The sequence below is a fragment of the Mesorhizobium sp. M1C.F.Ca.ET.210.01.1.1 genome, from assembly GCF_004791585.1.
Classification (GTDB): Bacteria; Pseudomonadota; Alphaproteobacteria; order Rhizobiales; family Rhizobiaceae; genus Mesorhizobium.
This window is the reverse complement of the sequence record NZ_SRUU01000007.1, coordinates 128,233-155,119: the sequence shown is the minus strand read 5'-3', so window position 1 is coordinate 155,119 and position 26,887 is coordinate 128,233. Positions and strand designations below refer to the sequence as shown.

Below are 26,887 nucleotides of genomic sequence, written 5' to 3'. Positions count from 1 at the left end.
GCTGGGAAATCCTGCTTCGCGCCTTGCTGCGCGAGTGGTCCCGTTGACCAGTCGCCGCGCTTTACAGGAGTGCCTCCATGGCCACGACCACCGCCCCCTGGGCCACCGAAAAGCCGACCGCCCTTCTGGTGCTTGCCGACGGCACGGTGATCGAGGGCCGCGGCCTCGGCGCCACCGGATCGGCGGTCGCGGAAGTGTGCTTCAACACCGCGCTCACCGGTTACGAGGAGATCCTCACCGACCCCTCCTATGCCGGCCAGATCGTCACCTTCACCTTCCCGCATATCGGCAATGTCGGCACCAACGGCGAGGATATCGAAGACCTCAATCCGGCGGCGCGCGCCGGTGCCGTCGGCGCCATCTTCAAGGCCAACGTCACCGACCCGTCCAACTACCGGGCAGCCGGTCATCTCGACCAGTGGCTCAAGAAGCGCGGCATCGTCGCGCTTTCGGGTATCGACACCCGTGCGCTCACCGTGCTGATCCGCGAGAAGGGCATGCCCAATGCCGTCGTCGCGCATGCGCCCGACGGCGTCTTCGACCTCGACGACCTGAAACGGCGCGCCGCCGCCTGGTCGGGCCTAGTCGGGCTCGACCTCGCGAAAGAGGTTACGTCGGGCCAGTCCTCGGTCTGGCGCGAGACGCCCTGGATCTGGGACAAAGGCTTCGGCGAGCAGGACGACCCATCGCTGCACGTTGTGGCGATCGACTATGGCGTCAAGCGCAACATCCTGCGCCTGCTCGCGGGCCTCGGCGCCAAGGTCACCGTCGTGCCGGCCAAGACTGGCGCGGAAGAGATCCTGGCCATGCAGCCGGACGGCATCTTCCTCTCCAACGGTCCGGGCGACCCGGAAGCGACCGGCGAATATGCCGTGCCGGTGATCCAGGATCTCTTGAAGACCGACATCCCGCTGTTCGGCATCTGCCTGGGCCATCAGATGCTGGCGCTGGCGCTCGGCGGACGGACCGAGAAGATGCATCAGGGCCACCATGGCGCCAACCACCCAGTGAAAGACCACACGACCGGCAAGGTCGAGATCGTCTCGATGAACCATGGCTTCGCGGTCGACGCCGACTCGCTGCCCGAAGGCGTCGAGGAGACCCATGTCTCGCTGTTCGACGGATCGAATTGCGGCATTGCGCTGACCGGCCGGCCGGTGTTCTCGGTCCAGCACCATCCGGAGGCCTCGCCCGGCCCGCAGGATTCGCACTACCTCTTCCGCCGCTTCGTCAATCTGATCCGCGAGCGGCGCGGCGAGGAAGCGCTGGCCGAGCGCGCCTAGCTCAGACCACACCGGGCCTCAGGCCGCGTCCGTCACCGGTTCCTGCGTGTGCATGCGCTCGACCTCCTTCGGCGTCGGCTTGGCTACCTTCGTCACGAAGACGACAACCGCCAGCGTGAGGAAAACCGCGCCGAGCACATAGGGCGCCCCGCCGAATTCCACCGGCGCGCTCGGGCCGGTGAACCAGGAAAAGATCGCCGTATAAAGCAGCGGCGTGATGATCGAGGTGATCGAGAAGATCGAGGTCATCGCACCCTGCAGTTCGCCCTGCGCCGAAGGCGGCACCTTGGCCGCGGCAAGGCTTCTCAGCGGCGGGTCGCCGAGCGCTTCCAGGCAGCCGGCGACGATCACCGCATAGATCATCCAGCCCTGCGTGGCGAACGCATAGCCGAAGGCGCTGAGGGCGGTGAAGGTCAGGCCGATCGCCGCCGTCTTCCACTCGCCGAGCCTGGGAATGACACGCGGCAGCACCGTCGCCATGATGATCGCGCCGCACAGGCCGAAGGCGCCGAGCGAGAAGCCGATCTGCTGCTCATTCCAGCCATAGCGGTAGTTCGAGACGAAGGACCAGACCGCCGGATACATCATGTGGCCGAGCGTCATCAGGAAGAAGACCAGCCCGATCCAGCCGATGCCCGGATAGTTGCGCATCTGGATGAGCGTGCCGACCGGATTGGCACGCTTCCACTCGAAGCGGCGGCGGTGCTTTTCGTCCAGCGTCTCCGGCAGGAAGAACATCGCTATGAGGAAGTTCACCAAGGCGAGCCCCGCGGCGAAGTAGAACGGCACGCGCGGCCCGAACGTGCCGAGCAGCCCGCCCAATACCGGGCCGATGACGAAGCCGACGCCGAAGGCGATGCCGAGCAGGCCGAAATTCTTGGCCCGGTTCTCGTCGTTCGAGATGTCGGCGATGAAGGCCGACGTCGTCGAATAGCTGGCGCCGGAAATGCCGGCCAGCACGCGCCCGATGAACAGCATCGGATAGGACCAGGCGATGGCGCAGATCAGGTTGTCGATCGAAAAGGTGAGCACCGAGGCAAGCAGGATCGGCCGCCGCCCGAAGCGGTCGCTCAAGCCGCCGATGACCGGGGCGAAGAAGAACTGCATCGCCGCATAGACGAAGAACAGCCAGCCGCCCTCGATCGCCGCCTCGCTGACGCCGACACCGGTCAATTCCTGCAGATAGGCCGGCAGCACAGGCATGATGATGCCGAAGCCGATGACGTCGAGCAGCAGGGTCGTGAAAACGAGCGCAAGGCCCCGCTTGGCGGTCTTGGGGTCGATCATGGTGATAAGCTCCTCGGCCGCCTGGGCGGGAGGCACCTTATAGGCGAGCTTGCCGGCCAGAACAATAAGCGAACGACTGCAACTGCCTCATCCTGACATCAGTTGCGATGGCGCGCCCGAAGCAATTCCAGGAAAGTGCGCAGTGGTTTTCCGTCCGGATTGCGCAAAACCAGTTAAATATCGCTGCCGTATGTCGCCGCTCAGACCGGATTGTTGAAGGTATCGCAGTCCGAAAGCTTGCCGCTCTTGTAGCCGCGCGCCAGCCAGGTCTGCCGCTGCGCCGACGTGCCGTGGTTGAAGCTTTCCGGAACGACATAGCCCTGCATCTTCTTCTGCAGCGTGTCGTCGCCGATCTGCTTGGCGGCGTTGAGCGCGCTTTCCATGTCGCCCTGCTCCAATATGCCCTTCTGCGCCGTGTAGTGTGCCCAGACGCCCGCGAAACAGTCGGCCTGGAGCTCGACCCGCACCGACATCTGGTTGGCCTCGGTCTCGCCCATGCCTTGCCGCATCTGGTCGAACTTCGACATGATGCCCGTGAGGTTCTGCACGTGGTGGCCGACCTCATGCGCAACCACATAGGCCCGCGCGAACTCGCCCGAGGCGCCGAACTGCTGGTCGAGTTGCTGGAAGAAGGTCATGTCGAGATAGACCTTGTGGTCGCCGGGGCAATAGAACGGCCCGGCCGCCGAGGAGGCAAAGCCGCAGGCCGAGCGGATCTGGCCGCTGAACAGCACCAGTTTGGGGTCCTCGTAGGTAAGGCCGTTGGCTTTGAAGATGCCGGTCCAGGTGTCCTCGGTCTCGGCAAGCACCGTCGCCACGAACTGCTTCATTTCATCCGAAGCAGGCGCGCCGGTGCTGTCCTGCGAGCCGCTGTCGTCGGTGATCTGGCCGCCGCCGCCCGGCACGAGGCCACCGCTGCCGTCGCCCAGGATCTGCGAAGGATCAAACCCGAAATACCATCCAGCGAGAACGACCAGGATGACCAGGACGATGCTCGAGCCGCCGCCGGCGCGGCCGCCGATCGGAACGCGGAACTGGCCCGGGCTGCCGCCACCGAGCCCGCCGCCGCTATCGCTGCGCTCGTCCTCGATATTGTCGCTCTGACGGCGGCCTCTCCAAAGCATGGCAACTCCTCGCGATCCGAATGTCGTGGAAGGTCCGGCCCGCGACCGCCCCTCGCAAACAATTATCCCAATGGCCAAATCAAGTCACAGCATTTTTCACGGCGGGCACACGAGCGCTGCGACATACGGACCGGCAATTTCAGCTCTTCTGTTTCGAGCCGGCGCTTTTGCCGTCCGAGCTCTTGGAGCGTTCCTCGAACCGCGCGGCGCCCTTCTTCAGCGGACGTCCGGTCTCGGCCTCGGTCTTGCGCTCATCCCGAGCAGCGGCTTGCCTCAATCCCTTCGCTGCCTGCTTGCCCTTCTCGGTCGGTGCCTGTTCAACGCCCATCGCTTCCTCCCTGGCCGCCATGATCGCGGACTTCGAGACGAACGCGCTGGATGCCTGGCGGTTCCAGAAGCCGCAGGCGCGGACTTGAGTGGGGATCAGCGCGCCGTCATTGCCCTGCGAAACGCTTCCAGCGTCTCGGCGCTGACATGGTGCTCGATGCCCTCGGCGTCGATCCGCGCCGTCTCGGCGCTGACGCCCAGCGACCGCAGGAAGGCTTCCACCGTCTGGTGGCGGATGCGGCTCTCCTCAGCGACCTTCCGGCCAGCCTCGGTCAGGAACACCCCGCGGTAAGGCTTTCTGGAGACCAGCCCGTCGGCGCAGAGCCTGGTCAGCATCTTCGCCACGGTGGGTTGCGCGACGCCGAGCCTCGCCGCGATATCGACCTGACGGGCCTCATTGCCGTCTTCGATCAGGTCGGCGATCAGCTCGACATAGTCCTCGACGAGCGCGCCGCGGCGCGCTTCGCGCGTCTGCCGGAACCCTTCCGAATGGATTTCGGCATCGGGAAGCGGCTTTTCGCGTCGAACCGGTCTGTTCCTCAGCGCCAATACGCGCTCCTCCTTCGCCGAAGCTTGAATCGGCCCGTATTCATAACACGGAGCCGGGTGGTCTGGCCGTTTATTTGCATTCCCGCTCACGTGCAACCGGCCCCGCGTCGCCGAATAAAAAGCACAAACAATGAAATATAGCCTATTGCATAATGTTGAGCCATGGCATAGATGAGAGCTGCAATCGATCCATCCCAACGGAATCCCATGTCTGACGCCGAAGCAGTAGCCCTATCCCGTTCCGCGTGGCGTTTCGACAGCCCCAGCGACGAGCAGCCCAGCCTTCGCGAGGTCAATGCCTCGATCACGGTGCCGAAGACCGGCCTCTGGCTCCGCCGCCTGTTCGCCTTCATGGGCCCGGGCTACATGGTTTCGGTCGGCTATATGGACCCCGGCAACTGGGCGACGGACCTCGCCGGCGGCGCGCAGTTCGGTTACACGCTGCTTTTCGTCATCATGCTGTCCAACCTGATGGCGATCCTCTTGCAGGCGCTGGCCGCCCGCCTTGGCATTGCCACCGGCCGCGACCTGGCACAGGCCTGCCGCGCCTATTATCCGCGCCCGGTCAACTTCCTGCTCTGGGTCGCCTGCGAGTTGGCGATCATCGCCTGCGACCTTGCCGAGGTGATCGGCACGGCGATCGCGCTGCAGCTGCTGTTCGGCATTCCGCTGATCGGCGGCGCTATTCTCACCGCGCTCGACGCGTTCCTCGTGCTGCTGCTCATGAACAAGGGCTTCCGTTATCTCGAGGCCTTCGTCGTCGCGCTCTTGATCATCATCTTCGGCTGCTTCGCCATCCAGATCTTCGTCGCAGCGCCGCCGGCCGGCACGATCCTGCATTCGATGTTCGTGCCGTCGCCGCAGATCGTCACCAACCCGACGATGCTCTACATCGCCATCGGCATCATCGGCGCCACCGTAATGCCGCACAATCTCTATCTGCACTCCTCGATAGTGCAGACCCGCGCCTATGAGCGCACCGACGCCGGTAAGCGCGACGCCATCAAGTGGGCGACGACGGATTCGACCATCGCGCTGATCCTGGCGCTGTTCGTCAACGCCTCGATCCTGATCGTCGCGGCCGTGGCTTTCCATGGCACCGGGCATCAGGATGTCGCCGAGATCGGCCAGGCTTTTGAATTGCTGTCCCCGCTCTTGGGCCTGAGCATCGCCTCGATCCTTTTCGCGATCGCGCTGCTCGCCTCCGGCCTCAACTCGACGGTCACCGCGACGCTCGCCGGCCAGATCGTGATGGAAGGCTTCCTGCGCCTGCGTGTTCCGCAATGGGCGCGCCGCCTGCTGACGCGCGGCATCGCAATCGTCCCCGTGGTGATCGTCACCGCGCTCTATGGCGAAAAGGGCACGGCCCAGCTCCTGGTGTTCAGCCAGGTCATCCTGTCGATGCAGTTGCCCTTCGCCGTGGTACCCCTGGTGCAGTTCGTGTCGGACAAGAAGAAGATGGGCAATTTCGCCATCCCGCGCGGCGTGGCGGCGTTGGCCTGGATCGTCGCGGCGATCATCCTGGTGCTCAACTTCAAGCTGCTCTACGACACCATCGCCGGCTAAGACCGAACCGCGACTTTTCCGGCCGGCCGCGCTATCTTCTAGAAGCATGACCGGATCGGACGACGCCCGAAGATTCTACGCCAAGCTTATGGCCGCGCATGCGCGCTCCGCCGATCCCCGCATCGAGGAAGTGTTCGCCTCGGTGCCGCGCGAAGCCTTTCTCGGGCCCGGACCGTGGACCGTTTTTGCCGGCGATGGCCGGTTCAAGACGCCGACTGCCGATCCAAGCTACATCTACCAGAACGTGCTTGTTGTGCTCGATGCGGACAAGGGCATCAACAACGGCGAGCCGGTTCTGCACGCCATGTGGATCGGCAAGGCTCAACCGAAGCCCGGCGAGGCCGTCACCCATGTCGGCGCCGGCACCGGCTACTACACCGCGCTGCTGGCAAGGCTGGTCGAACCGGGCGGCAGCGTCACCGCCTTCGAGATCGAGGCGGACCTCGCCGCCCGTGCCAAGGCGAACCTCGCGGCCTATGGCAATGTCGCGGTCGTTGCCGGCGACGCCGTCGCAAGCCCGCTGCCGCCGTCCGACATCATCTATGTCAATGCCGCGGTCGTTGCCCCTCCTGCGCCATGGTTGAAAGCGCTCAAGCCTGGCGGCCGCCTGATCTTCCCTTGGCGGCCGGCGGAGCGCGTCGGCCTCGCCGTGCTGGTCACCCGCATGGAAGCGGGTTTCGCCTGCCAGCCCTTCATGGGCTCGTGGTTCATCCCTTGCGCCGGCGCCTCCGTCGCCGGCCCCGGAGCAAGAGTGCCAACCCGCGAACGCGCCGTCCGCACGCGCTCGATCCGGCTGAGTGAGGACAAGGCGCCCGACCGCACAGCCATCGCTGTCTTCGGCGATGTCTGGTTCTCATCGCGCGCTATTCGCGCCGGTGCGGGCGGCGAGCGATAGAGGTCTGCAGGCCCATGTCGGGAGAAGCGCCTGCCGCACGTCCTTGATACATGTCGCGCAAAACCGTGCAGCGGGTCTGCGAAAACGACATGCATAAAACAACGGCAAGCACGGATCGCAAGAAGGAGAAGACAGATGCGCAAGATCATCGCCGCCACTTTCGTCAGCCTCGACGGCGTCATGCAGGCGCCAGGCGGTCCGGAAGAGGATCCGGTCGGCGGCTTCAAGTTCGGCGGCTGGACGTTCCACTATTTTGACGAGGTAGCGGGCGCGGCACTGGATGAATTGTTCTCCAAACCCTTCGCACTGCTGCTTGGCCGCAGAACCTACGACATCTTCGCCGCGTACTGGCCGTATCAGAAAGATCCGATCGCGGATGCCTTCAACCCTGCGACCAAATATGTGGCCACGCATCGGCCGGATTCGCTCACCTGGCAGAACACCCAGCCGCTTGGGCCAGATGTCGTTGCAAGGCTTAAGGAACTCAAACAGGAAGACGGGCCTGACCTGCTCATCCAGGGATCGGGCAATCTGATCCAGACCCTGCTCGCCAACGGGCTGATCGACGAGATCCGCCTGATGATCTTCCCGCTGTTGCTGGGTAAGGGCAAGCGGCTGTTCGGCGACGACGCGATGCCGGCCGCCTTCAAGCTTGTCAAGTCACAGGCCTCGACCACCGGCGTCATCATGGCGACCTATGAACGCGGCGGCGAGATCAAGACCGGGTCTTTTGCCACGGAGCCGCCTTCGGAGGCCGAGCTCGAACGGCGCAAGAACTGGAAGTAGCGAGCCGAGGCTTGCTTCCTCGCCCCCGCCAAAGCGGGGAGAGGTGGCCGCGAAGCGGCCGGAGCGGGGGCTTCGCAGGGCTGATGCCTTTGAAGACTTGGCACCGTAGCGCCCCACCCCCTCTCCGTCTCGGCCTCGCCGAGCCACCTCTCCCCGATATTCGTGGGGCGAGGAAAGAAAGTGTTGCTCACGCAGCCTGGCGATAACGCGCCAGCCCCTTGCGGATATGCGCCGCGAACGCCTCCGCCGCCGGCGCTGCGGCATGCTTCGGCAGATGCAGATTGACGGAAAAGTTCGGCAGGGCGGGAAGGCCGGCGCCGGATAGGACGTCGAGATCGGCCGGAACCGTCGAGGCGAGCCAGGTGGTCACCGCAAGATCCGAGCGCACCGTCGCCGTCGTTGCGTCGATGTTGCCGTTCTCGAACACGGTGCGCCAGTCGAGCCCGTCTTCGCCGAGCGCCGCCAGCACCGCCGGGCGGAAGGCGCAGGTGTCTGCTACCATCGACACCGGCAAGGGCCGCTTCAAGCGCGCCGAGCCAGCTCTGGCGCCGACCCAAACCAGCCGGTCGACGAACAGGCACTCGCCGGCCGTCGGACCGGCCCGCTCCTCGATGACGGCGAGATCGATGGTGCCGGCCGCCAATGCCGCCGCAAGGTCCGGCGAGGCGGCGCAGACCAGAGAAATCTCCACCTGCGGGTAGGCTTCGGCATAGGTCTTGAGCACGGGTTGCAGCAACGTGCCGACCAGGTCGTAAGGCACGCCGATCCGCACCTGGCCCGCGACCGCCTTGCCGCCCATCTCCGCGATGATCTCGTCATTGAGCTGTAAGAGTCGCCTGCCCCTCTCGAGCAGCCGTTCGCCGGAACGCGTCAATTTCAAGCCGCGCCGGTCGCGCTCGAACAGCGTTTGGCCAAGCACCTCCTCCAGCCGCTTGATCTGCTGGCTGACGGCGCCTTGGGTGAGGTTGAGCGCATTGGCTGCCGCGGTCATGCTTGCCATGTCGGCAGTGGCGACAAAGGTGCGGATGAGCGTCGTGTCGATATCGCGGATCATTTTTCCATTATAGATACTAATGCTTATCATATCAAACATTGCATTTACTGATGGTGCAAAGCGCCTAGCATGCAGGCTCCTCCGACCGGGAAGCCTAAATGTCCGAAACCTTCCTCCCCCTTGTCATGTTCGCGCTGATCTCGACCTCTACGCCCGGCATAGCCACGACGCTGTCGACGGCATCCGGCGCGCAGTTCGGCTTTCGCCGCTCGGTGCCGCTGATGGCCGGCAGCGCCGCCGGACTGGCTTCGGTGGCGGCGGCAGGCGCGGCCGGCCTCGCGGGACTGCTCGCCGCTGTCCCTTCCCTGCAACTCGCCATGAAGATCGCGGGCTCGCTCTACCTGATCTGGCTGGCGATCAGGATCGGCCGCAGCGGCCCGCCCAACCTCGACGTGACCATGGCCAGGCCGAACAGCTTCTTCGGCGGCGCCGGCATTCAGTGGATGAACCCGAAGGGCTGGGCGATGGGACTGGGCGCTGCCGCTTCCTTTGCGGTGCTTGCCGACGGTCCCTTGCAGCTTGCGCTGCTGCTCGGCGCGGTGTTCGGACTGGCCGCGGCATTCTCGCTGTCGCTGTGGTGTGTCGCCGGCACGCTGCTCGCACGGCTGCTTCAGACGGAGCGGCAGTGGCGCGCGCTCAACACCGTGCTCGGCCTGTTGCTGGCCGCCTCGATCCTGCAGATGTGGCGACCGGTATAAAACGCTGGCTCCTCTCCCCGCTTTGCGGGGTAAGGAACCAGCGTGCAGTAGCCCTTAGACCGCGTAGCGGGCCGCCGGCTTGCCGGCGAACAGGCTGCCGTAGAAGTGGTCGCGCGCGCCGAGATACGTAGCCAATTCGGCAGCATCGGCAAGGCCGGGCGCGGTGACGGTCTCGCCCTGCGCGAACCCGGCAAGTGCGGCATCGACCAGATCGTCGGCGCTCATGATCCAGTCCTGGTTGATCCTGTCGAGGCTGATGCCGGAGACGTCCCAGAACTCGGTCCGGATCGGCCCCGGCAGCACCACCTGCGCCCGCACCTTGGTGCCGGCGACCTCCTTCTGCAGGGCTTCGGTGAAGTTGACGACATAGGCCTTGGTGCCGCTGTAGATGCCGCCGACGGCGATGCCATAGGCAACCACCGAGGCGATGTTGACGACGGCGCCGCGATTGCGCGCGAGCAGCCCCGGCAGCACCGCGCGGGTCAGCCTGGTCAGTGCCACGACATTGACCTTGATCATGCTCTCGGCAGCGTCCGCATCGGCATCGGCCACCGTCTCGATGCCGCCCATGCCGGCGTTGTTGACCAACAGCGTCACGCTCTCGTCCGTCGCGATCGCCTGCTCGACCCGGCGCAGATCGGCGTCGTTTGCGAGATCGGCGACGATCGTCTCGACCTTGCGGCCATAGGCATAGGCCAGCCTGTCCGCCACCTCCTGCAGCCGGTCGGCGCGTCGCGCCACCAGCACCAGATCATAGCCCTGACCGGCCAGCCGGTCGGCATAGACCGCGCCGATACCCGAGGAGGCGCCGGTGATCACGGCCGTGCCCTTGTTGTCTGTCTTGCTCATTGTCCTGTTCCTTTTCGTGCTGTCCGCGCTCTCGGCCTCGACTGACCAAGGCGGAGCCGATTAGCCAAATAGTGGCATATGCCACTTTCATCGAAGTAGGTATATGCCACTATCTTGTCAACGGCGGTTGGGAAAACTATTTCTGCGGCAGGCTGGCGCACCAATCCTCGCCGGCAGGGAGTGAACATGACCGAAGCTCAGCGGGCGGGATTCAGCCGCTGCAACAACGCCACGCTGCGGCGCGCCGCGCGCAGGCTCGGCCGCTTCTACGATGACGCGCTGGCGCCTTCGGGCTTGAAGGGCACGCAATTTGGCCTGCTCTTCCAGATCCATGTCAGCAGCGAGCCGGCGATGGGCGCCATCGCCGAGGCGCTGATCATGGATCTGTCGGCGCTCGGCCACACGCTGAAGCCGCTGATCCGCGACGGCTATGTCGAGACTTTCGCCGACAAGGACGACCGCCGCATCAAGCGCGTGCGCCTGACGCCGCAGGGAGAGGCCAAGCTTGACGAGGCGATCAAGCTGTGGAGCGCCGCCCAGCGGCAATTCGAGGAAAGGGTCGGCGCGGAACAGGCCGCGAAGCTGCGCGCAACGCTGGACGCGGTGGCTGATCTGGATTTGCAGATGCCGGCGGCCGCTCCTTCGGATTGAAGAAGCGGCCACCGCCGATCAATTCCTTGGTTGTTCTATTCGGCCGGCATCGCAACAGGGCGGGCAAACGCCCGGCCGGCAAGCACGACACCTAGCCCGGCGATCGGGAACATCGCTGCGATCACGCCGAGATCGGCCGGCGCGCCGAAGCGCAGCACCGCGCCGCCGACCACCGCGCCGAGCGCAACGCCGAAATAGAGCGCCGACGCATTCAGCGAGAGCACGATGGGCGCCGCATCAGGGGCGATCCTGATGATGCGGCTCGCCTGCGCCGGCGGGAACGCCCAGCCGACGATGCCCCACGGCACCATCATGCCCATCAGCGCCGGCCCGGCGATTGAATGCGGCAGGAAGGTCGGGATCAGCGAGAAGGTGGCGAGCATCGCAGCCGAGAGCGCCAGCGACCAGCCGACGGTGCGCGTCGCGCCGAACCGGTCGGCCGCCTGGCCGCCGGCAATGTTGCCGATGACCGCGCCGACGCCGAAGGCAAGCAGCATGCCGGGCAGCGCGAGCGGGCTGAGCCCTCCGCCTTCGATCGCCAAAGGCGCGATGAAGGCAAAGACGGTGAAGGCGCCGGTCAGCGCCAGCACGGTCGTCAAAAGGATCGGCATGATGCCGGGCCGGACCGCCGCGGCCAGCCTGCGCTTCAGTGGCAGCCTGGTGCCAACGATGCCGCGCGGCAGCCGCCACCACAGGATCGCGCCGGCAAGCGCGCCAAGGCCGGCGATGGCAAAGAAGGTGCCGCGCCAGCCGGCAATGGCCGCGACCAGCGCGCCGAGCGGGGCGCCGACAGCCACCGCGACCGTTGTGCCGCCGACCACGACCGCGATGGCACGCGCCCGGTGATGGTCGTCGACCAGCGCCACCGCCGTGCCTTGCGCGGTCGCCGCGAACAGGCCGGACGAGAGCGCCATGACGATGCGCGCGATCAGCAGCAATTCGAAGGACGAGCTCAGCGCCGCGACGATATTGCCGATGACGAAGAACACCAGCGTCCACAGGATGACGCGCCGCCTATCCCAGTCGCCGGTCAGCGTCGCGAGCACCGGCGCGCCAACCGCGTAGGCAAGGGCGAAGGCGGTGATCAGCGAACCGGCAAGCGGAACGGAGATGCCGGCATCCGCGGCGATATCGGGAAGAAGGCTGGTGATGACGAAGCCTTCGGTCGAGATCGTGAAAGACCCGAGCGCCAGCCAGTAAAGCCGCTTGTCCATGGGATTTGTCCTTAGTTCAAAAGTCATTGAACAATTGGACATGAAGGAGCATGATGTCAACGCAGCCGGACAAAAATAACCGAACCCTGCTGACAGCCCTGTGTCAGGACGGGGCAAAAAATCAGAAAGCTTCTTAAACCGGCACGTGGAGGAGGCGCGTTGAACTTGACGCCGTTTGTGCTTAATTCTCAGCCATGACCCTGCCCCATCCAACCGCCGACCAGATCAGCCTGCCGATCGTGCTTGCCGTGCTCGGCGACCCGACCAGGCTTGCCATCGTGCGCTATCTCGCCAGCAAGGAAGGCGTGCCGCTGAACTGCAGCAAGTTCCTCGATCTCGCCTCCAAGACCAACCTCAGCTACCACCTCGCCAAATTGCGCGAGGCGGGCGTCACGCGCGCCGAAGTCGTCGGCACCAGCCGTCTGATCACGCTGCGCCGCGACGACCTCGACAAGCGCTTCCCCGGCCTGCTCGACAGCGTGATCGCCGCTGCTGGCGAGGACAAGGCGCTGCCCATGGTCGGCACCGCCGACAGCGAAATCGACGCCTGATGCGCATTGCCGTCCTCGCCGACATCCACGGCAACGTGCTCGCTCTGGACGCCGTGCTCGACGATCTCGAGCGGCGCGGCGGCGCCGACCTCACCGTCAATCTCGGCGATTGCGTTTCCGGTCCGCTGTGGCCGCGCGAAACGATGGAGCGGCTGGAAGCACTCGGCCTGCCGACCGTGCGCGGCAACCACGACCGCCGTGTCGCCGAGGACCCGGCCGACGAGAACATGTGGCCGTCCGACCGTTATGCGCAGGAGCGACTGACACCGGCACAGCGCCAGGCGCTGTTCGCCTTGCCGCTCACGCTCGAGATCGCGCCGGGCATTGTCGCCTTCCACGCCAGGCCCGACCATGACGAAAAATACCTTGCCGACGCGATCGTCGACGGCCAGCTGGTGCGGGCGCCGCTCGCCGCCATCAGGCGGCGGCTGAAGTCGCTCGACCCCGGCTGCCGGATCGCGCTCTGCGGCCACAGCCATCGCAGCGAGCTCGTCCGCATTCCGGGCGGCCCGGTCATCTTCAACCCTGGCAGCGTCGGCTGCCCGGCCTACGACGACGACACGCCGCCAGCGCATGTCTCAGAGCAAGGCACCCCGCATGCGCGCTATGGCATCGTCGAGTTGGATGCAGCTTACCGCCCCGACCGCTTCGAGGCGATCGCCGTCGACTACGACCATGAAGCCGCCGCAAAGCAGGCCGAACAGGCGGGCAGACCAGAATGGGCGCATGCGCTGCGAACCGGTTTCATGAAGGATTGAGGATGAGGCGCAAAGCTGCGCTCCGATCGACGCTGCTGATCGCCGCTCCTTTGCTCGCGGCCGCCCTGCCGGCCTTGGCTCAGGAAGCGCCCGGGACGATCATTTCGATCATCGGCGGTCTTGCGCCGGACGATCTCCTCAACATCCGCGCCACCGCTTCGCCGGGTGGAAAGGTGGAGGCCCGCTTGCCCAACGGCACGGCCGTGAAGAATTACGGCTGCAAGCTCGTCAACAACTATCCCTGGTGCAAGGTCGAGGACACGCAGGACGCCCACGTCACCGGATGGGCGCCCGCCCGCTATCTGAGCCCAAACAATCCGGCGCCGGCACCTGAAGATGGCGCAGCACCTGCAGCCGAGGCCGGCTCGCCTCAGCAAGCCACCGCGCCCCAGCCTTCCGAAGAGCCGCAACCGGATATCGGCGCGCGCTTGGGCGGCACCGAGCCGGCCGAGCCGCCGTCGGCGGCCGACATCGGCAGGACCGCCATGCAGGATGCCTATGGTCTCGCCTTCGCGGCCTCTGCAACCGCTCAATCCGACACCCCTGCTCCCGATGCTGCCGACGGCATCCCCTGCGCGCGCCGCATCGGCCAGCCGATGACCCGCTGCGAGGTCAGCGTCGCACGCAAGGACGCCGACAGCACGGTGACGGTGACCGTGACCTGGCCCGACGGCGGAACGCGCGTCATCACCTTCCATGGCGGCCAGCCGGCCGGCTCGGACTCTCCAGACAAGTTCCGCTTCACCCGCGAGGGTACGCTCAACATGATCCGCGTCGGCGTTTCCGAGCGTTTCGAGATCACCGACGCGCTTGCGCTCGGCGAGTAGTTGATAAGGGAGTAGGCAGTAGGGATTAGGCAGTAGGAGAAAGACAGCCCGCCGCCTGTTACCCTATTGCCTATTCCCCACTGCCTAATCCCTCATTTTCGGGGTTACATCCGCCAAAACTCTTCCCTATAAGGCCCTCCTAGCCTGATACCAGAATCGCAAGCACAACCGGCCGGGTCCTCCCCCCGCCCGGTTTTTCGTGCAAGCCGCTCGCCGAACGGAACCTGTAGACATGCCAAGACGCACCGACATCAAGTCGATCCTGATCATCGGGGCCGGCCCCATCGTCATCGGCCAGGCATGCGAGTTCGACTATTCCGGCACGCAGGCCTGCAAGGCGCTGAAGGAAGAGGGTTTCCGCGTCATCCTGGTCAACTCCAATCCGGCCACCATCATGACCGATCCGGAGCTGGCCGACGCCACCTATATTGAGCCGATCACGCCGGAAGTGGTGGCCAAGATCATCGCCAAGGAGCGCCCCGACGCGCTGTTGCCCACCATGGGCGGCCAGACGGCGCTCAACACAGCGCTTTCGCTGCGCCGCATGGGCGTGCTCGACCGCTACAATGTCGAAATGATCGGCGCCGACGCTCACGCCATCGACAAGGCCGAGGACCGCGCCCTGTTCCGCCAGGCAATGAGCAAGATCGGCCTGGAGACGCCGCGCTCGATGCTGGCCAACGCCACCGACGTCAAGAACGCCGACCGCAAGACGCACGAGGCCGAGCGCGCCGCGCTCAAGGCCGAGAACCCGCCGAACCTCAATGCCGCGCTCGACGCGCTGGAGACCCGCTGGAATCTTGGCGAGGGCGACCGCAAGCAGCGCTACATCAGCCACGCCATGGCGATCGCCGCGGAGGCGCTCGACCATGTCGGCCTGCCGGCCATCATCCGGCCCTCCTTCACCATGGGCGGCACCGGCGGCGGCATCGCCTACAACCGCGCCGAATTCTACGATATCGTCCAGTCCGGCCTCGACGCCTCGCCCACCACCGAGGTGCTGATCGAGGAGAGCGTGCTCGGCTGGAAGGAGTACGAGATGGAGGTCGTCCGCGACAAGGCGGACAACTGCATCATCATCTGCTCGATCGAGAACCTCGATCCGATGGGCGTGCACACCGGCGATTCCATCACCGTCGCGCCGGCGCTGACCTTGACCGACAAGGAATACCAGATGATGCGCAACGCCTCGATCGCGGTGCTGCGCGAGATCGGGGTCGAGACCGGCGGCTCGAACGTGCAGTTCGCCGTCAACCCGGCCGACGGCCGCCTGGTGGTGATCGAGATGAACCCGCGCGTCTCGCGCTCCTCCGCCCTTGCCTCCAAGGCCACCGGCTTCCCGATCGCCAAGGTCGCGGCCAAGCTCGCCGTCGGCTACACGCTGGACGAGCTTGAGAACGACATCACCGGCGGCGCGACGCCGGCCTCGTTCGAGCCGACCATCGACTACGTGGTGACGAAGATCCCGCGCTTTGCCTTCGAGAAATTCCCGGGCGCCGAGCCGGTGCTGACCACCGCCATGAAGTCGGTGGGCGAAGTGATGGCCATCGGCCGCACTTTCCAGGAATCGCTGCAGAAGGCGCTGCGCGGACTGGAGACCGGCCTGACCGGATTGGACGAGATCGAGATCCCCGGCATCGGCCATGGGCCTACCGCCGCCAACCACGTCGACGACCGCAACGCCATCCGGGCCGCGCTCGGCACGCCGACGCCCGACCGGCTTCGCATGGTGGCGCAGGCGATCCGCATGGGCACGTCGCTCGAAGACGTGCACGCCATGTGCAAGATCGACCCCTGGTTCCTCGAGCAGATCGCCGGCATCATCGCCATGGAGGAGCGCATCCGCGAGCATGGGCTGCCGCAGGATGCCGAGAATCTCCGCATGCTGAAGGCGATGGGCTTTTCCGATGCCCGCCTCGCGTCGCTGACGAAGACCGACGCCGAACACGTTCAGAGCGCGCGCGAAAAGCTCGACGTTCACCCGGTCTACAAGCGCATCGACACCTGCGCCGCCGAATTCGCCTCGCCCACCGCCTACATGTACTCGACCTATGAGGTGCCCTTCGCCGGAGCGCTCGACAACGAGGCGCGGGTGTCGTCGCGCAAGAAGGTGGTCATCCTTGGCGGCGGCCCGAACCGCATCGGCCAGGGCATCGAGTTCGACTATTGCTGCTGCCATGCCGCCTTCGCGCTGCGCGACGCCGGCTACGAGGCGATCATGGTCAACTGCAACCCGGAGACCGTCTCGACCGACTACGACACCTCCGACCGCCTCTATTTCGATCCGCTGACGGCGGAGGACGTGCTGGAGATCCTGCGCGCCGAGAAGTCGTCCGGCGAGCTCGTCGGCGTCATCGTCCAGTTCGGCGGCCAGACGCCGCTCAAGCTGGCCGACGCGCTGGAGAAGGCCGGCATCCCGATCCTCGGCACCTCGCCCGACATGATCGACCTCGCGGAGGACCGCGACCGCTTCCAGAAGCTGTTGCACAAGCTCGGCCTCACCCAGCCGAAGAACGGCATCGCCTATTCGGTCGAGCAGGCTCGCCTCGTCGCCGGCGAGCTCGGCTTCCCGCTGGTGGTGCGCCCGTCCTATGTGCTCGGCGGCCGCGCCATGCAGATCATCCATGACGAGGGCATGCTGCAGACCTACCTGCTCGACACCGTGCCCGGCCTGGTGCCGGAGGACATCAAGCAGAAATACCCCGCCGACAAGACCGGCCAGATCAACACGCTGCTCGGCAAGAACCCGCTGCTCTTCGACACTTACCTCACCGGCGCCATCGAGGTCGATGTCGACTGCCTGTGCGACGGCAAGGAGACCTTCGTCTCCGGCATCCTGGAACATATCGAGGAGGCCGGCATCCACTCGGGCGATAGCGCCTGCTCGCTCCCGGTGCACGCGCTGCACCCGGACCTCGTCGACGAGCTGGAGCGGCAGACCGCGGCGCTCGCCCGCGCGCTCAATGTCGGCGGCCTGATGAACGTGCAATACGCCATCCAGGACGGCACGGTCTATGTGCTGGAGGTCAACCCGCGCGCCTCGCGCACCGTGCCTTTCGTCGCCAAGACCATTGGGCGTCCCATCGCGAAAATTGCGGCCCGCATCATGGCCGGCGAGACCCTGGAAAACGCCTTCGCCCATTACGGCGCCATGCCCGACGCGCGCAATCCCGGCCACATCGCGGTCAAGGAGGCCGTCTTCCCCTTCGCCCGCTTCCCCGGCGTCGACATCCTGCTCGGACCGGAAATGCGCTCGACCGGCGAGGTGATGGGCCTCGACCGCGATTTTGCCCTGGCCTTCGCCAAGAGCCAGCTCGGGGCGGGTGTCGACCTCCCCCGCTCCGGCACGCTGTTCGTCTCGGTCCGCGACGAGGACAAGAAGGGCATCCTGCCCGCGGTAAAACGCCTCGCCGACCAGGGCTTCAAGGTCCTCGCCACCTCCGGCACCGCACGCTTCCTCGCCGAGAACGGAGTGGTGGCCGAAAAGATCAACAAGGTGCTGGAAGGCCGCCCCCACATCGAGGACGCCATCCGCAACCGCCAGGTCCAGATCGTCTTCAACACCACCGACGGCCAGAAGGCGGTGTCGGACTCGAAGTCGCTGCGCCGCGCGACACTGATGCAGAAGGTGCCGTATTACACGACGCTGTCGGGTGCTGCGGCTGTGGCCGAGGCGATTGCAGCGCTACGGGCGGGGAGCCTGGAGGTGACGCCGCTGCAGGAGTATTTTGCTTAGACTATGGGGACTTAAAATCCATTGTGAGTGTGCCGTCTGGCCGCTTCTTCCAGACATACATTGTTACGTCACGCTGAATCCGGTCTCCTTTGGCATCGAAGGTTAGGTTTCCCAGCACGGTCGGAATTGGCTGACCGGACTTTATGGAAGCCACAACAGCCCTCGGCGCTTGACTGCCCGCTATTTCGATACCCTTGGCCGCCACCTGGACTGCCGCATAGGACTTCAGCGTGTAGTCTGCCGGCTCGAATCCTTGAGAACGAAAACGCGCAACAACGTCGCCTGCGGCGGGGTTGCCGCGGTCGTCGAGCGAGAACGCGATTAGAACGCCCTCCAACGCAGGTCCTGCCTTCCCCGGCAGATCGTGGACTAGAGCTCCATCTCCAGAGATGAACTGAACATTCAGTCCAGCTTCCTTTGTTTGGCGGATGAGCGGGCCAAAATCGTTGGCAAGCCCAGCAAAGAAGAGGACTTCGATCTTCATCAATTTGAGTTGGTTGACGAGGTCTGAAAAATCACCTTGACCAAATTTAATCTTCTTTGCCAGCTTCTCAGGATGTGCCCTCGCTCGTAACGTCTTCCTTGCTTTGTTCGCCAAGCCATCTCCATAGGGCGTGCCATCGCTAATGATTGCGAGATTCTTTTCTTGAAAATGATCGGCCATATACTCGCCGGCAAACGCCCCCTGAATATCGTCGCGACCCGCCGTCCGAAGAACATTCCAGAAATTGAGTTCGGTGAGACCGGGATTTGTCGATGCGGGACTGATCATCAGGGTGTTGTTCTTGGCATAAATCATCGCGGCGGGAACAGAATTGCCTGAGTTGAAGTGGCCGATAACAAAGCGAACTCCGTCTTTTGCCAGTTTTTTGGCAAGGGCTATCGCGGTTGCCGGCGTATTCTGATCATCAAGGACTATGAGTGCTATCTTGCATCCACGTATCCCGCCTTTGGCGTTGATGTCATCTACCGCAAGTTGAGCACCCCGCCGCATCTCTTCACCGTCGTACGCCCAATCGCCGGTCATGGGACCGACTACTGCCATCGGAATATCATCGCATTTTGCTGTAGCCGGCTCGGGAGTCGTCAGCACCGTCATAGCCAATAGTCCAGCGGCTAATATTGTGAAAAACCGCGACAACGCAGCCCCTAGCTCACCCATCCTCACCCCCAAAAGTATTTAGCTGAAAGAAGAAAATAACATGCTAGTTCGGTAAATTGAAAGCCTCGGCTGGAACGGTCAAACTCACGGATAGGGCTGTTGGAAGAAACGAGGCGCTGAAGAATAGGATACCTCAAGCGCCCATTTCTTCATCGTAGCGATCCTTCCAACACCCCTCATCCCGCCGTTGGCGACACCTTCTCCCACAAGGGGAGAAGGGGGAGCCTATCTCACCCCTGCCCCGGATACGGCATCCCATCCTTGTGCAGGAACCGTCCATCTGAACTCGGGCTCATCATGTCGATGTCGGAGCAGGTGATGAGATCGTCCGGGTTGCGCGAGCCGACCTCCAGATAGCGCGCCGTCACCGATGAGCGGTTGATCATGTGGTGGCCGTCGCCGCTGTTCTTGGCGAAGGCAGCACTATCGCCCGCCTTGAGCAGCGTCTCGCCGCCGTCCTCGACCAGCGTCAGCTCGCCCTCCAGCACATAGACGAGCTCGTCCTCATGGCTGTGCCAGTGGCGCTGGCTCGACCAGCCGCCGGGCGGCAGCGTCATCAGGTTGACGCCGAAATCTTTCAATCCGCCGGCATCGCCCAGGCGCTGCCGCGTGCGCTCGGCGCAGGGCTGGTCGAAGGGCGCAGGGTAGCCGGAGCCTTTGCGAACGGGGACGGTGGATAGGTCGATCTTGGGCATGGGACCTCCCGGATTGATGCCGCAGTGTAGTTCACGGCGAGCGAAGGCACAGAGCCAGCTTGCGATACGGGATTCGCCAAGGGTGTTGCGCGAGAACGCTTGCCATGGCGCTCTACGGCGCCCCGTAGAGCACGATTTCAAACCTTTTACGCCCTCTTTTGGCCCTCGCGCTCACCCCTTGACGCCGCCGGCGGTGAGGCCCGAAACGATCTTGCGCTGGAAGATCAGCACCAGCACCACCAGCGGCACGGTGACGACCACCGAGGCGGCCATGATGTTGCCCCAGGGGATCTCGAACTGCGAGCTGCCGGAAAGCAGCGCGATCGCCACCGGCACGGTGCGCTGCGCGTTGTTGGAGGTGAAGGTCAGCGCGAACAGGAACTCGTTCCACGCGCCGATGAAGGCGAGCATCCCCGTCGTCGCCAGCGCCGGCCACATCAGCGGCAGGAATACGCGCGTGATGATGATCCACGGCGTCGCGCCATCGAGGATCGCCGCCTCCTCGATCTCGACCGGCAGGTCGCGCACGAAGGTAGTGAGCACCCAGACGGTGAACGGCAAGGTGAAGATCATGTAGGAGAAGATCAGCGCGATGAGCGAGTTGTAGAGGCCCGCCCAGCGGATCATCTCGAACAGGCCGGCCAGCACCGCCACCTGCGGGAACATCGACACCGACAGGATGCCGAGCATCAGCGCCGAACGGCCGCGGAAGCGGATGCGCGCCAGCGAATAGGCGGCGGTGACGCCGAGCAGCAGCGAGATCAGGACGACGGCACCCGACACGAGCAGCGAGTTGGCCAGGTTGCGCAGGAAGGTGCCTTCGGTCAGCACGTTCCGGTAGTTGGCGAGGCTGATCGTCTGCGGCCAAAGGCTTGCCTCGAACAGTTCGGTCCCCGATTTCAGGCTGGTGACGATGGCGTAGTAGAATGGGAAGACGGCGATGAAGACGATTGCCGCAACCAGCGAGTAGAAGGCCATGCGCTTCAGGAATTTCATCAGCGGCCTCCGTCCAGGCTTAACCGGGCGATGCGGATGTAGGAAATGGTGAGCAACGCCAGGATCAGGAACAGCAGCGTCGAGGTGGCCGAGCCATAGGCGAACTTGTCGAACTCGAACAGGTTCTCGCGCGCGAACACCGACATCGACTTGGTCTGCACATTGTTCGGCGTCAGCACGTAGATCAGATCGAAGATGCGCAGCGCATCGAGCGCGCGGAAGATCACCGCCACCATCACCGCCGGGCGGATCAACGGCAAGGTGACCCGCCAGAAGATCTGCCATGGGTTGGCGCCGTCGAGTCTCGCCACCTCGATGATCTCGCGCGGCAGCATCTGCAGCGCCGCAAGGATCAAGAGTGCCATGAACGGCGTCGTCTTCCAGATGTCGACGATCAGCACCGCGACCATCGCCGTGTCGGCGCTGGCGGTCCAGGCGATCTTGGCGTGGATCAGGCCGAGACCGAGCAGCACGACATTGATGATGCCGAACTGGTCATTGAGCATCCACTGCCACATCTTGGCCGAGACGATCGTCGGGATCGCCCAGGGAATGAGGATCGCTGCCCTGACGATGCCGCGGCCGCGGAACTCGGCGTTGAGCACGAGCGCGACGATCATGCCGAGGACGGTCTCGCAGACGACCGAGATCGCGGTGAAGCGCACCGTGTTCCAGACCGCGCGCCACCACACCGGATCGACAAGCAGCCCGTCATAGATCGTGCGACCACTCGGCATGCTGAGCACCGAGAAGTAGTTGGCGAAGCCGACCCACTGGCGGGCGTCGAGGTCGGAGAGCGAAGCGTCGGTGAAGCTGAAATAGACGGTGCGGATGAGCGGCCAGCCGGCGACGGCGGCGAGCACCAGAAGCATCGGCGTGAGAAACAGCCAGGCCGAGCGCACGCGCTGGCGCATCAGCCGCGAGGATGGGCGCCGTACAGCAGCCGCTCCCGGCGGGCCCGCCTTTGTCAGCGCGGACCCGCCGGCGACGGCCCTGCTGGCACGAACGCCGGAGCCTGCCCCCACAGGCTCCGCGCTCACCAGCCGCTGCCCTTCAGCTTGGTCAGTGTCACTTCGAGATCGGCGAGGTTGTCGGCGGCGCTGCCTTCGCCGGACAAGGTCTTGTGCACGGCGGTCCAGAACTGGCTCGATGCCTCGTTGTACTTGACTTTGACCGCCGCCGAGGGGCGCGGCGCCGCGTTGAGAAAGACCTCCTTCCAGCGCGGGATGATCGGCTGCTCCCTGGCGATGTCGGCATCGTCATAGAGCGCCTGAATGGTCGGCAGGTTGGAGGTTCTGAGCGTCCGGTATTTCTGCATTTCGGGCGAAGCAATGAACTTGACCATGTCGATCGCGGCGTCCGGGTTTTTCGAATATTTGGAGACCGCGAGGTTCCAGCCGCCGAGCGTCGCGACTGGCCGCGCGCCCTCGCCGGTGCCCGCAGGCAGCGGCGCCACGTCGAACTTGCCCTTGATCGGCGCGTCCGCGCCGTTGCCCAGCGCATAGGCGTAGGGCCAGTTGCGCATGAAGACCGCGTTGCCGGTCTGCCAGACGCCGCGCGATTCCTCCTCCTGATAGGCAAGCACGCCCGGCGGCGCGATGGTGCCGATCCAGCCTTTGGCCATGTCGAGCGCCGCCGCCGCTTGCTGGTTGTTGATGGAGACGGTGCCGTCCGGCTCGATGATCGAGCCGCCGCCATTCGACATCACCCATTCGAGCGCGTCGCAGGTCAGCCCTTCATAGGCGTTGCCCTGGAAGACGAAACCCCACATGTCCTTGTTGCCGGCCGCGCGCTCCTTGTCCATGACGAGCTTTGCGGTATCGGCCATCTCCTTCCAGGTGGCCGGCACCTTGGCGCCGTATTTGTCGAGGAGATCCTTGCGGTAATAGAGCGCCGGCGCGTCGGTGAAGATCGGCAGCGCGATCAGCTTGCCGTTGACGGTCTGCGACTGGATGATCGAGGGAAAATGCTTGGCCGCGACATCCTTGGTCGCCGCGGTCAGGTCGACGAGCTGACTGGCGAGCTGCGGCGCCCAGATCACGTCGGTCTGGTAGACGTCGATGTCGGTGTTTCCGGCGGCGAGCCACAGCTTGTACTGGCCGAACTGGTCCGTCGTCGACGGCGGCATGACGACGATGTTGACCTTGTTGCCGCTCTGCTTCTCATACTGGTCGAGTATCTCGCGCAGCACCTTGATGCCGTTGCCGGTGTCTCCCGATACGATCGACAGCTCGACCGCGCGGGCGGGAACCACCGCGAACATCACGCCGACTGCCAGCGCCAAGAGTGCATGAAAAAGCTTCACGGCGGTGGACCTCCCTTGCGGCTACCGACTGCGCGCGTCGACAGCCCTCAGATGCCCACCCAGCACTTGAATGCGGAGCGCCGCTTTGGGTTCCAATATGAGCCATTCCGCATATATCAGCGGCGTGCCGGTTCCTGAACGGACGCGGAAGATTGCGATCTGGCTGGAGGAATGGGCGGCGTTCAAACCAAAGCGGGCGGACTCCGAAACCCGCCGCCCCGGAGCCCGCCTTGGAGTGGCTGACGCATGCCGGCACAGCCTCCTCCGACGCCTTGCCAGCGTCGATCCGCCGATCGGCCGCCCGGCACGACGACGCATTAGCATGTCCTAACGTCAACCTGTGTGAAGCGCTTCACAATGCCGCCGCGTATCAGCCTGCGGGGCCGTCGGCAGGGGCAGAAATGTCCTTAGCCTTCCCAGGCGACCGGGATCATGCCCAGCCGCTCGTAGAGCCTGAAAGCGACGGTGTTCTTCACCGTGTTGGTCTTGAGGTCGACATGGACGGCGCCCCTGTCGCGGAACGTCAGGAACACATGTCGCATGAGTGCCTCGCCGATGCCCTGCCCTCTGGAGTCCGGGTGAACGGCGAGATCCTTGACGAAGCCGGACGCCCAGCAAAGCGCGGCGCCCGCCAGCAGCCCCTTGCTGTCGATGACGAGGAAACAAAGGTCCGGATCGAACTCGGCATCGCCCGAGATGCGCTGCCACCACTCGTCGAACGGACCGTCGGTGCCGTCGTCGAACACCTCTTCCAGGAGCGCATGCAGCGCTTGCGCATCCCTGTGCTCGAAAAGGCGCATGACGAAACCTTCCGGCCAATGCGGCGCGGTCAGCGTGTCGTCGAGAAGCTTGCGAAGGCGGATGTCGTTGGGTGCCGGCGGGCGAGGGCCTGGATCTTCATGCATGTCCCTGCCCCAAAATCAGCCACGTGCCCGAAAGGCTGCGCGCTTTTGGGCGACCTTCAGCGGACCGTATGCTCAGGCGCCTGGCTGCAGGCGGCGGCGGTCGACGCCGAGGCCCGTCGCCTCGAGCATGCCCCTGCGCTTGGCGTCGTAGTAATAGCCGGTCTGGTAGAGCATGTCGGCCCGCTTGGCGTTGCCGCCGGAGACCAGCCAGGCACCGCGCAGATATTTGACCGCGTATTTGAGATTGGTCTCGGCGTCGAACAGACCGCTGGCCGGCCCGTCATAGCCCATGCCGCGCGCCGTCGCGTGCTTGATCTGCATCAGCCCCCAATGGCCGTGATTGAAGGCTTTCGGGTTGAACGTGCTCTCGCGGTTGACGACATGGCGCACCAGCTCGACCGGCACTTCGTAGATCGCCGAATACTTCTCGATCAGCCGCTCGATCTCGGCGCGCGGCCCCGTGGCATGCTGCTCGGGCTGGCTCGGCTGCGCAAGCAGCGCCGGGTTCTGCGGCACCACATAGGCGGCCTGCTGGACACCGGGCATGGGAGCCACCTTCGCCGACTGGCCGGTGACGGGCATGGCAACGCCGGCGGTCCTGTAGACGGCTGCCTGCTTGAGCGAACCGGGGCCGGTCGGCGAGGCGCCGGCCATCAGCACCGGCGGCGGCGGAAACTGGCCGGCGACCGGCGTCGAGCCCGCGAACGCGGTGGCCTGCGCGGGCGGTGGAAGGGCTGCGCCGGGCTGCGCCGGCGGCGGCAACAGGGCACCAGGCGTCGTCGCCCCGGGGGTCGTCACCAACGCCACTGCATCGCCGGTCAGCGCCGCCGTCTGTACCTGCGCAAGACCGGAAGGCTCCGGCAGCACGGCTACTGTTTCGGGCAGCGCGATGGTCGGCGTGTCGTCCTCGACGGTCGGCGTCGAAGCTGCCGCAAGCTGGGGCGCGGCCTTCATCTGCGAGGTCGAAGTGCAGCCGCTGAGGCCGGCGGCGGCAACGAGCACGCCGATCGCGGTGAGTATGATTTTCGCTGCCAAGCCCTGCAGTCCGATTGTCGGTTGTTAAGAAGTCCTTACACCAGCGATTCTTCGCCGGCAATCAGCGGACCTAAGCGGTTTTCGGGTGGCGGGACTCGGTGCGAACTGCAATATTGTTCCCTATCTGTACTGTTCATGTACCCGTTTTTCGCAGTTTGCCGACAGGAGCACGCCATGGAAAACGCATCACCGATCACGGCCGGCCACGCAGTGTTAGAAACAGTGATCGGCTTCATGGGCATTGCCTGGAGCGAAAAGGGCCTGATCCGACTCTGCCTGCCCGAGCGCAGCCGCGAAGCGGTCGAGCGCCGGTTGTTTCGCCATGGTGGGGTCCCAAGCGCCACCGAACAGCCGCAATGGGTGGTCGAATTGATCGCCTCGATCAAGGCCTATGCCGCCGGGGAGGATGTCGATTTCTCGGGCGTGCCGGTCGACCTCGACGGCGTCGACGATTTCCGTCTCGCCATCTATGACGCCGCGCGCAAGCTCGGCTTCGGCGAGACCACCACCTATGGTGAGCTTGCCAAGCGCGCCGGCCATGCCGGCCTCGCCCGCGAGACGGGTGCGGCCCTCGGCGCCAATCCGGTGCCGCTGGTCATTCCATGCCACCGCATCCTTGCCGCGGGCGGCAAGATCGGCGGCTTCTCGGCTCCCGGCGGCTCGGCGACCAAGGAAAAGATGCTGGCCATGGAAGGCGTGCGCGTTGGCCCGCCGCCGGCCGCGCAGGCGTCGTTCGGGTTCTAGGCCTCAGTAATGCGGGAAGAGGCGGCGGCGAAAATGCCGGTCGAAGTCCGGCCGCTTGCAGATATAGACGGGGCAGGACCTGGTGTCGGCGCTCGGCACATAGGCCCTGGCCCTCACCTCGCCCATGTTGCAGAAGCGCTCGTCCCGCACATAGCGGTCATAGAGCGGCAGTCCCGGCACGCGGCTCGACTGATAGCGCAGGATGACGGCGCCCTGCCTGGCGATCGTCGCCTGCACGCGATCGCAGCTCATGCGCGTCGGGTCGTAGCGCGAGACAGCCTGCGCCTCGGCGGCCACCAGCATCAGGCAGGCGGCAAGCAGAATTCTCTTCATGATCCTCTCCTGAAACAGCGAGCGTGTCATTCCTCCACAACGCGCGCATGGCCTAAAAACGTCCACGCGATCGGCGCGCTCCGTTGCACGCTATCGCGGCACATGGCGGTAACGCCATCTTGTTTTCGTCCGCGAACCATACTATATCCGGCGCATTGAATTTGGCCGATCGATCGGGCCTCGCGATCTTCGCGTTTGCTGACGTCTCCAAAATTTCGATACCACCGGCCGGGCTTTGGTCCGGTCAAACGAAGCAAATGTGAAGGGCATTTACATGGCAACTGGTACGGTCAAGTGGTTCAACGCCACCAAGGGCTACGGCTTCATCCAGCCTGACAATGGCGGCGCGGACGTTTTCGTCCACATCTCCGCCGTCGAGCGCGCTGGCATGACCACCCTCGTTGAAGGCCAGAAGATCAACTTCGAGATCGAGCAGGACCGCCGCACCGGCAAGTCCGCTGCTGGGTCTCTGAGCAAGGCAGCCTGATTTAGCGCAGGGCGCGCGTCGGACGAAGGTTCGGAGCGCGCGGCAAGTCACGGATGTACTGACGGTCGCG

At 64.8% G+C, this 26,887-nt stretch carries 27 protein-coding genes; 12 read left to right on the top strand and 15 right to left on the bottom strand.

Features of this window, described 5'->3' with window-relative positions; genetic code table 11:
- Positions 1 to 77 precede the first annotated feature (77 nt).
- A complete protein-coding gene (carA, locus tag EN853_RS10480; RefSeq protein ID WP_127858497.1) occupies positions 78 to 1,283 on the top strand; it encodes a glutamine-hydrolyzing carbamoyl-phosphate synthase small subunit in 1,206 nt (401 codons plus the stop codon).
- A gap of 18 nt (positions 1,284 to 1,301) precedes the next feature.
- On the opposite strand, the gene EN853_RS10475 is transcribed toward carA, so the two are convergent.
- From EN853_RS10475 to mntR, 4 genes are all read right to left on the bottom strand, one after another.
- Positions 1,302 to 2,570 (bottom strand): TCR/Tet family MFS transporter, encoded by a 1,269-nt coding sequence (locus EN853_RS10475; protein ID WP_127858496.1) that lies wholly within the window; start codon positions 2,568 to 2,570, stop codon positions 1,302 to 1,304.
- A 200-nt stretch (positions 2,571 to 2,770) separates the two neighbouring features.
- On the bottom strand, positions 2,771 to 3,694 hold the full coding sequence (locus tag EN853_RS10470; protein WP_127858495.1) for a neutral zinc metallopeptidase: 924 nt from the start codon (positions 3,692 to 3,694) through the stop codon (positions 2,771 to 2,773).
- 139 nt (positions 3,695 to 3,833) lie between these two features.
- Positions 3,834 to 4,022, bottom strand: a complete 189-nt coding sequence (locus EN853_RS10465) for a hypothetical protein (protein ID WP_127858494.1) — start codon at positions 4,020 to 4,022, stop codon at positions 3,834 to 3,836.
- A 95-nt stretch (positions 4,023 to 4,117) separates the two neighbouring features.
- Positions 4,118 to 4,570, bottom strand: a complete 453-nt coding sequence (mntR, locus tag EN853_RS10460) for a manganese-binding transcriptional regulator MntR (protein ID WP_127858493.1) — start codon at positions 4,568 to 4,570, stop codon at positions 4,118 to 4,120.
- A 207-nt stretch (positions 4,571 to 4,777) separates the two neighbouring features.
- On the opposite strand from mntR, the gene EN853_RS10455 reads away from it, so the two are divergent.
- The 3 genes from EN853_RS10455 to EN853_RS10445 all read left to right on the top strand — a co-directional run bounded on the left by EN853_RS10455 (position 4,778) and on the right by EN853_RS10445 (position 7,817).
- Complete coding sequence (locus tag EN853_RS10455; RefSeq protein ID WP_127858492.1) at positions 4,778 to 6,136, top strand: Nramp family divalent metal transporter; 1,359 nt, start codon at positions 4,778 to 4,780, stop codon at positions 6,134 to 6,136.
- A 46-nt stretch (positions 6,137 to 6,182) separates the two neighbouring features.
- On the top strand, positions 6,183 to 7,031 hold the full coding sequence (locus tag EN853_RS10450) for a methyltransferase domain-containing protein (protein WP_127858491.1): 849 nt from the start codon (positions 6,183 to 6,185) through the stop codon (positions 7,029 to 7,031).
- A gap of 135 nt (positions 7,032 to 7,166) precedes the next feature.
- Positions 7,167 to 7,817 (top strand): dihydrofolate reductase family protein, encoded by a 651-nt coding sequence (locus tag EN853_RS10445; protein WP_127858490.1) that lies wholly within the window; start codon positions 7,167 to 7,169, stop codon positions 7,815 to 7,817.
- 187 nt (positions 7,818 to 8,004) lie between these two features.
- Here the strand turns inward: EN853_RS10445 and EN853_RS10440 are convergent, their stop codons facing one another.
- Positions 8,005 to 8,871: a LysR substrate-binding domain-containing protein gene (locus EN853_RS10440; protein WP_127858489.1), complete on the bottom strand. Its 867-nt coding sequence runs from the start codon at positions 8,869 to 8,871 to the stop codon at positions 8,005 to 8,007.
- A gap of 98 nt (positions 8,872 to 8,969) precedes the next feature.
- Here EN853_RS10440 and EN853_RS10435 point away from each other — a divergent pair, with 98 nt between their 5' ends.
- A complete protein-coding gene (locus EN853_RS10435) occupies positions 8,970 to 9,569 on the top strand; it encodes a LysE family translocator (RefSeq protein WP_127858488.1) in 600 nt (199 codons plus the stop codon).
- A gap of 54 nt (positions 9,570 to 9,623) precedes the next feature.
- Here EN853_RS10435 and EN853_RS10430 read toward each other — a convergent pair whose 3' ends face one another.
- Positions 9,624 to 10,418 (bottom strand): SDR family oxidoreductase, encoded by a 795-nt coding sequence (locus EN853_RS10430; RefSeq protein WP_127858487.1) that lies wholly within the window; start codon positions 10,416 to 10,418, stop codon positions 9,624 to 9,626.
- Between the two features lie 186 nt (positions 10,419 to 10,604).
- Between EN853_RS10430 and EN853_RS10425 the strand changes: the two genes are divergently transcribed.
- Entirely contained in the window at positions 10,605 to 11,069 is a 465-nt protein-coding gene (locus EN853_RS10425; RefSeq protein WP_127858486.1) for a MarR family winged helix-turn-helix transcriptional regulator, read from the top strand.
- Between the two features lie 35 nt (positions 11,070 to 11,104).
- Here the strand turns inward: EN853_RS10425 and EN853_RS10420 are convergent, their stop codons facing one another.
- Positions 11,105 to 12,283, bottom strand: coding sequence for an MFS transporter (locus tag EN853_RS10420; RefSeq protein ID WP_127858485.1), 1,179 nt, complete (start codon positions 12,281 to 12,283; stop codon positions 11,105 to 11,107).
- A 194-nt stretch (positions 12,284 to 12,477) separates the two neighbouring features.
- Here EN853_RS10420 and EN853_RS10415 point away from each other — a divergent pair, with 194 nt between their 5' ends.
- From EN853_RS10415 to carB, 4 genes are all read left to right on the top strand, one after another.
- The gene (locus EN853_RS10415; RefSeq protein ID WP_127858484.1) at positions 12,478 to 12,834 is read left to right on the top strand and encodes a helix-turn-helix transcriptional regulator; all 357 of its coding nucleotides are present in this window, start codon (positions 12,478 to 12,480) and stop codon (positions 12,832 to 12,834) included.
- On the top strand, positions 12,834 to 13,592 hold the full coding sequence (locus EN853_RS10410; protein ID WP_127858483.1) for a metallophosphoesterase family protein: 759 nt from the start codon (positions 12,834 to 12,836) through the stop codon (positions 13,590 to 13,592). Before EN853_RS10415 ends, EN853_RS10410 begins: the two co-directional genes overlap by 1 nt.
- 2 nt (positions 13,593 to 13,594) lie before the next feature.
- Positions 13,595 to 14,419 carry an SH3 domain-containing protein gene (locus tag EN853_RS10405; protein ID WP_127858482.1) on the top strand — a complete coding sequence of 275 codons (825 nt, stop codon included), beginning with the start codon at positions 13,595 to 13,597 and terminating at the stop codon, positions 14,417 to 14,419.
- Between the two features lie 232 nt (positions 14,420 to 14,651).
- Positions 14,652 to 18,155 (top strand): carbamoyl-phosphate synthase large subunit, encoded by a 3,504-nt coding sequence (carB, locus tag EN853_RS10400; protein WP_127858481.1) that lies wholly within the window; start codon positions 14,652 to 14,654, stop codon positions 18,153 to 18,155.
- 1 nt (position 18,156) lies between these two features.
- Here the strand turns inward: carB and EN853_RS10395 are convergent, their stop codons facing one another.
- From EN853_RS10395 to EN853_RS10365, 7 genes are all read right to left on the bottom strand, one after another.
- Positions 18,157 to 19,254, bottom strand: coding sequence for a branched-chain amino acid ABC transporter substrate-binding protein (locus EN853_RS10395; protein WP_167524414.1), 1,098 nt, complete (start codon positions 19,252 to 19,254; stop codon positions 18,157 to 18,159).
- 293 nt (positions 19,255 to 19,547) lie between these two features.
- The gene (locus EN853_RS10390) at positions 19,548 to 20,012 is read right to left on the bottom strand and encodes a cupin domain-containing protein (RefSeq protein WP_127858479.1); all 465 of its coding nucleotides are present in this window, start codon (positions 20,010 to 20,012) and stop codon (positions 19,548 to 19,550) included.
- 171 nt (positions 20,013 to 20,183) lie between these two features.
- Positions 20,184 to 21,011, bottom strand: coding sequence for a carbohydrate ABC transporter permease (locus tag EN853_RS10385; RefSeq protein WP_245516924.1), 828 nt, complete (start codon positions 21,009 to 21,011; stop codon positions 20,184 to 20,186).
- Complete coding sequence (locus tag EN853_RS10380) at positions 21,008 to 21,922, bottom strand: sugar ABC transporter permease (RefSeq protein WP_127858591.1); 915 nt, start codon at positions 21,920 to 21,922, stop codon at positions 21,008 to 21,010. Before EN853_RS10380 ends, EN853_RS10385 begins: the two co-directional genes overlap by 4 nt.
- 122 nt (positions 21,923 to 22,044) lie before the next feature.
- Complete coding sequence (locus tag EN853_RS10375; protein WP_245516906.1) at positions 22,045 to 23,313, bottom strand: ABC transporter substrate-binding protein; 1,269 nt, start codon at positions 23,311 to 23,313, stop codon at positions 22,045 to 22,047.
- Between the two features lie 407 nt (positions 23,314 to 23,720).
- On the bottom strand, positions 23,721 to 24,218 hold the full coding sequence (locus tag EN853_RS10370) for a GNAT family N-acetyltransferase (RefSeq protein ID WP_127858477.1): 498 nt from the start codon (positions 24,216 to 24,218) through the stop codon (positions 23,721 to 23,723).
- Between the two features lie 72 nt (positions 24,219 to 24,290).
- Positions 24,291 to 25,253, bottom strand: coding sequence for a lytic transglycosylase domain-containing protein (locus EN853_RS10365; protein WP_167524413.1), 963 nt, complete (start codon positions 25,251 to 25,253; stop codon positions 24,291 to 24,293).
- Between the two features lie 174 nt (positions 25,254 to 25,427).
- On the opposite strand from EN853_RS10365, the gene EN853_RS10360 reads away from it, so the two are divergent.
- On the top strand, positions 25,428 to 25,997 hold the full coding sequence (locus EN853_RS10360) for a methylated-DNA--[protein]-cysteine S-methyltransferase (protein ID WP_127858476.1): 570 nt from the start codon (positions 25,428 to 25,430) through the stop codon (positions 25,995 to 25,997).
- Between the two features lie 3 nt (positions 25,998 to 26,000).
- On the opposite strand, the gene EN853_RS10355 is transcribed toward EN853_RS10360, so the two are convergent.
- Positions 26,001 to 26,330 (bottom strand): hypothetical protein, encoded by a 330-nt coding sequence (locus EN853_RS10355; protein WP_127858475.1) that lies wholly within the window; start codon positions 26,328 to 26,330, stop codon positions 26,001 to 26,003.
- A 274-nt stretch (positions 26,331 to 26,604) separates the two neighbouring features.
- Here EN853_RS10355 and EN853_RS10350 point away from each other — a divergent pair, with 274 nt between their 5' ends.
- Entirely contained in the window at positions 26,605 to 26,817 is a 213-nt protein-coding gene (locus EN853_RS10350; RefSeq protein ID WP_040970890.1) for a cold-shock protein, read from the top strand.
- The last annotated feature ends 70 nt before the right edge of the window (positions 26,818 to 26,887 follow it).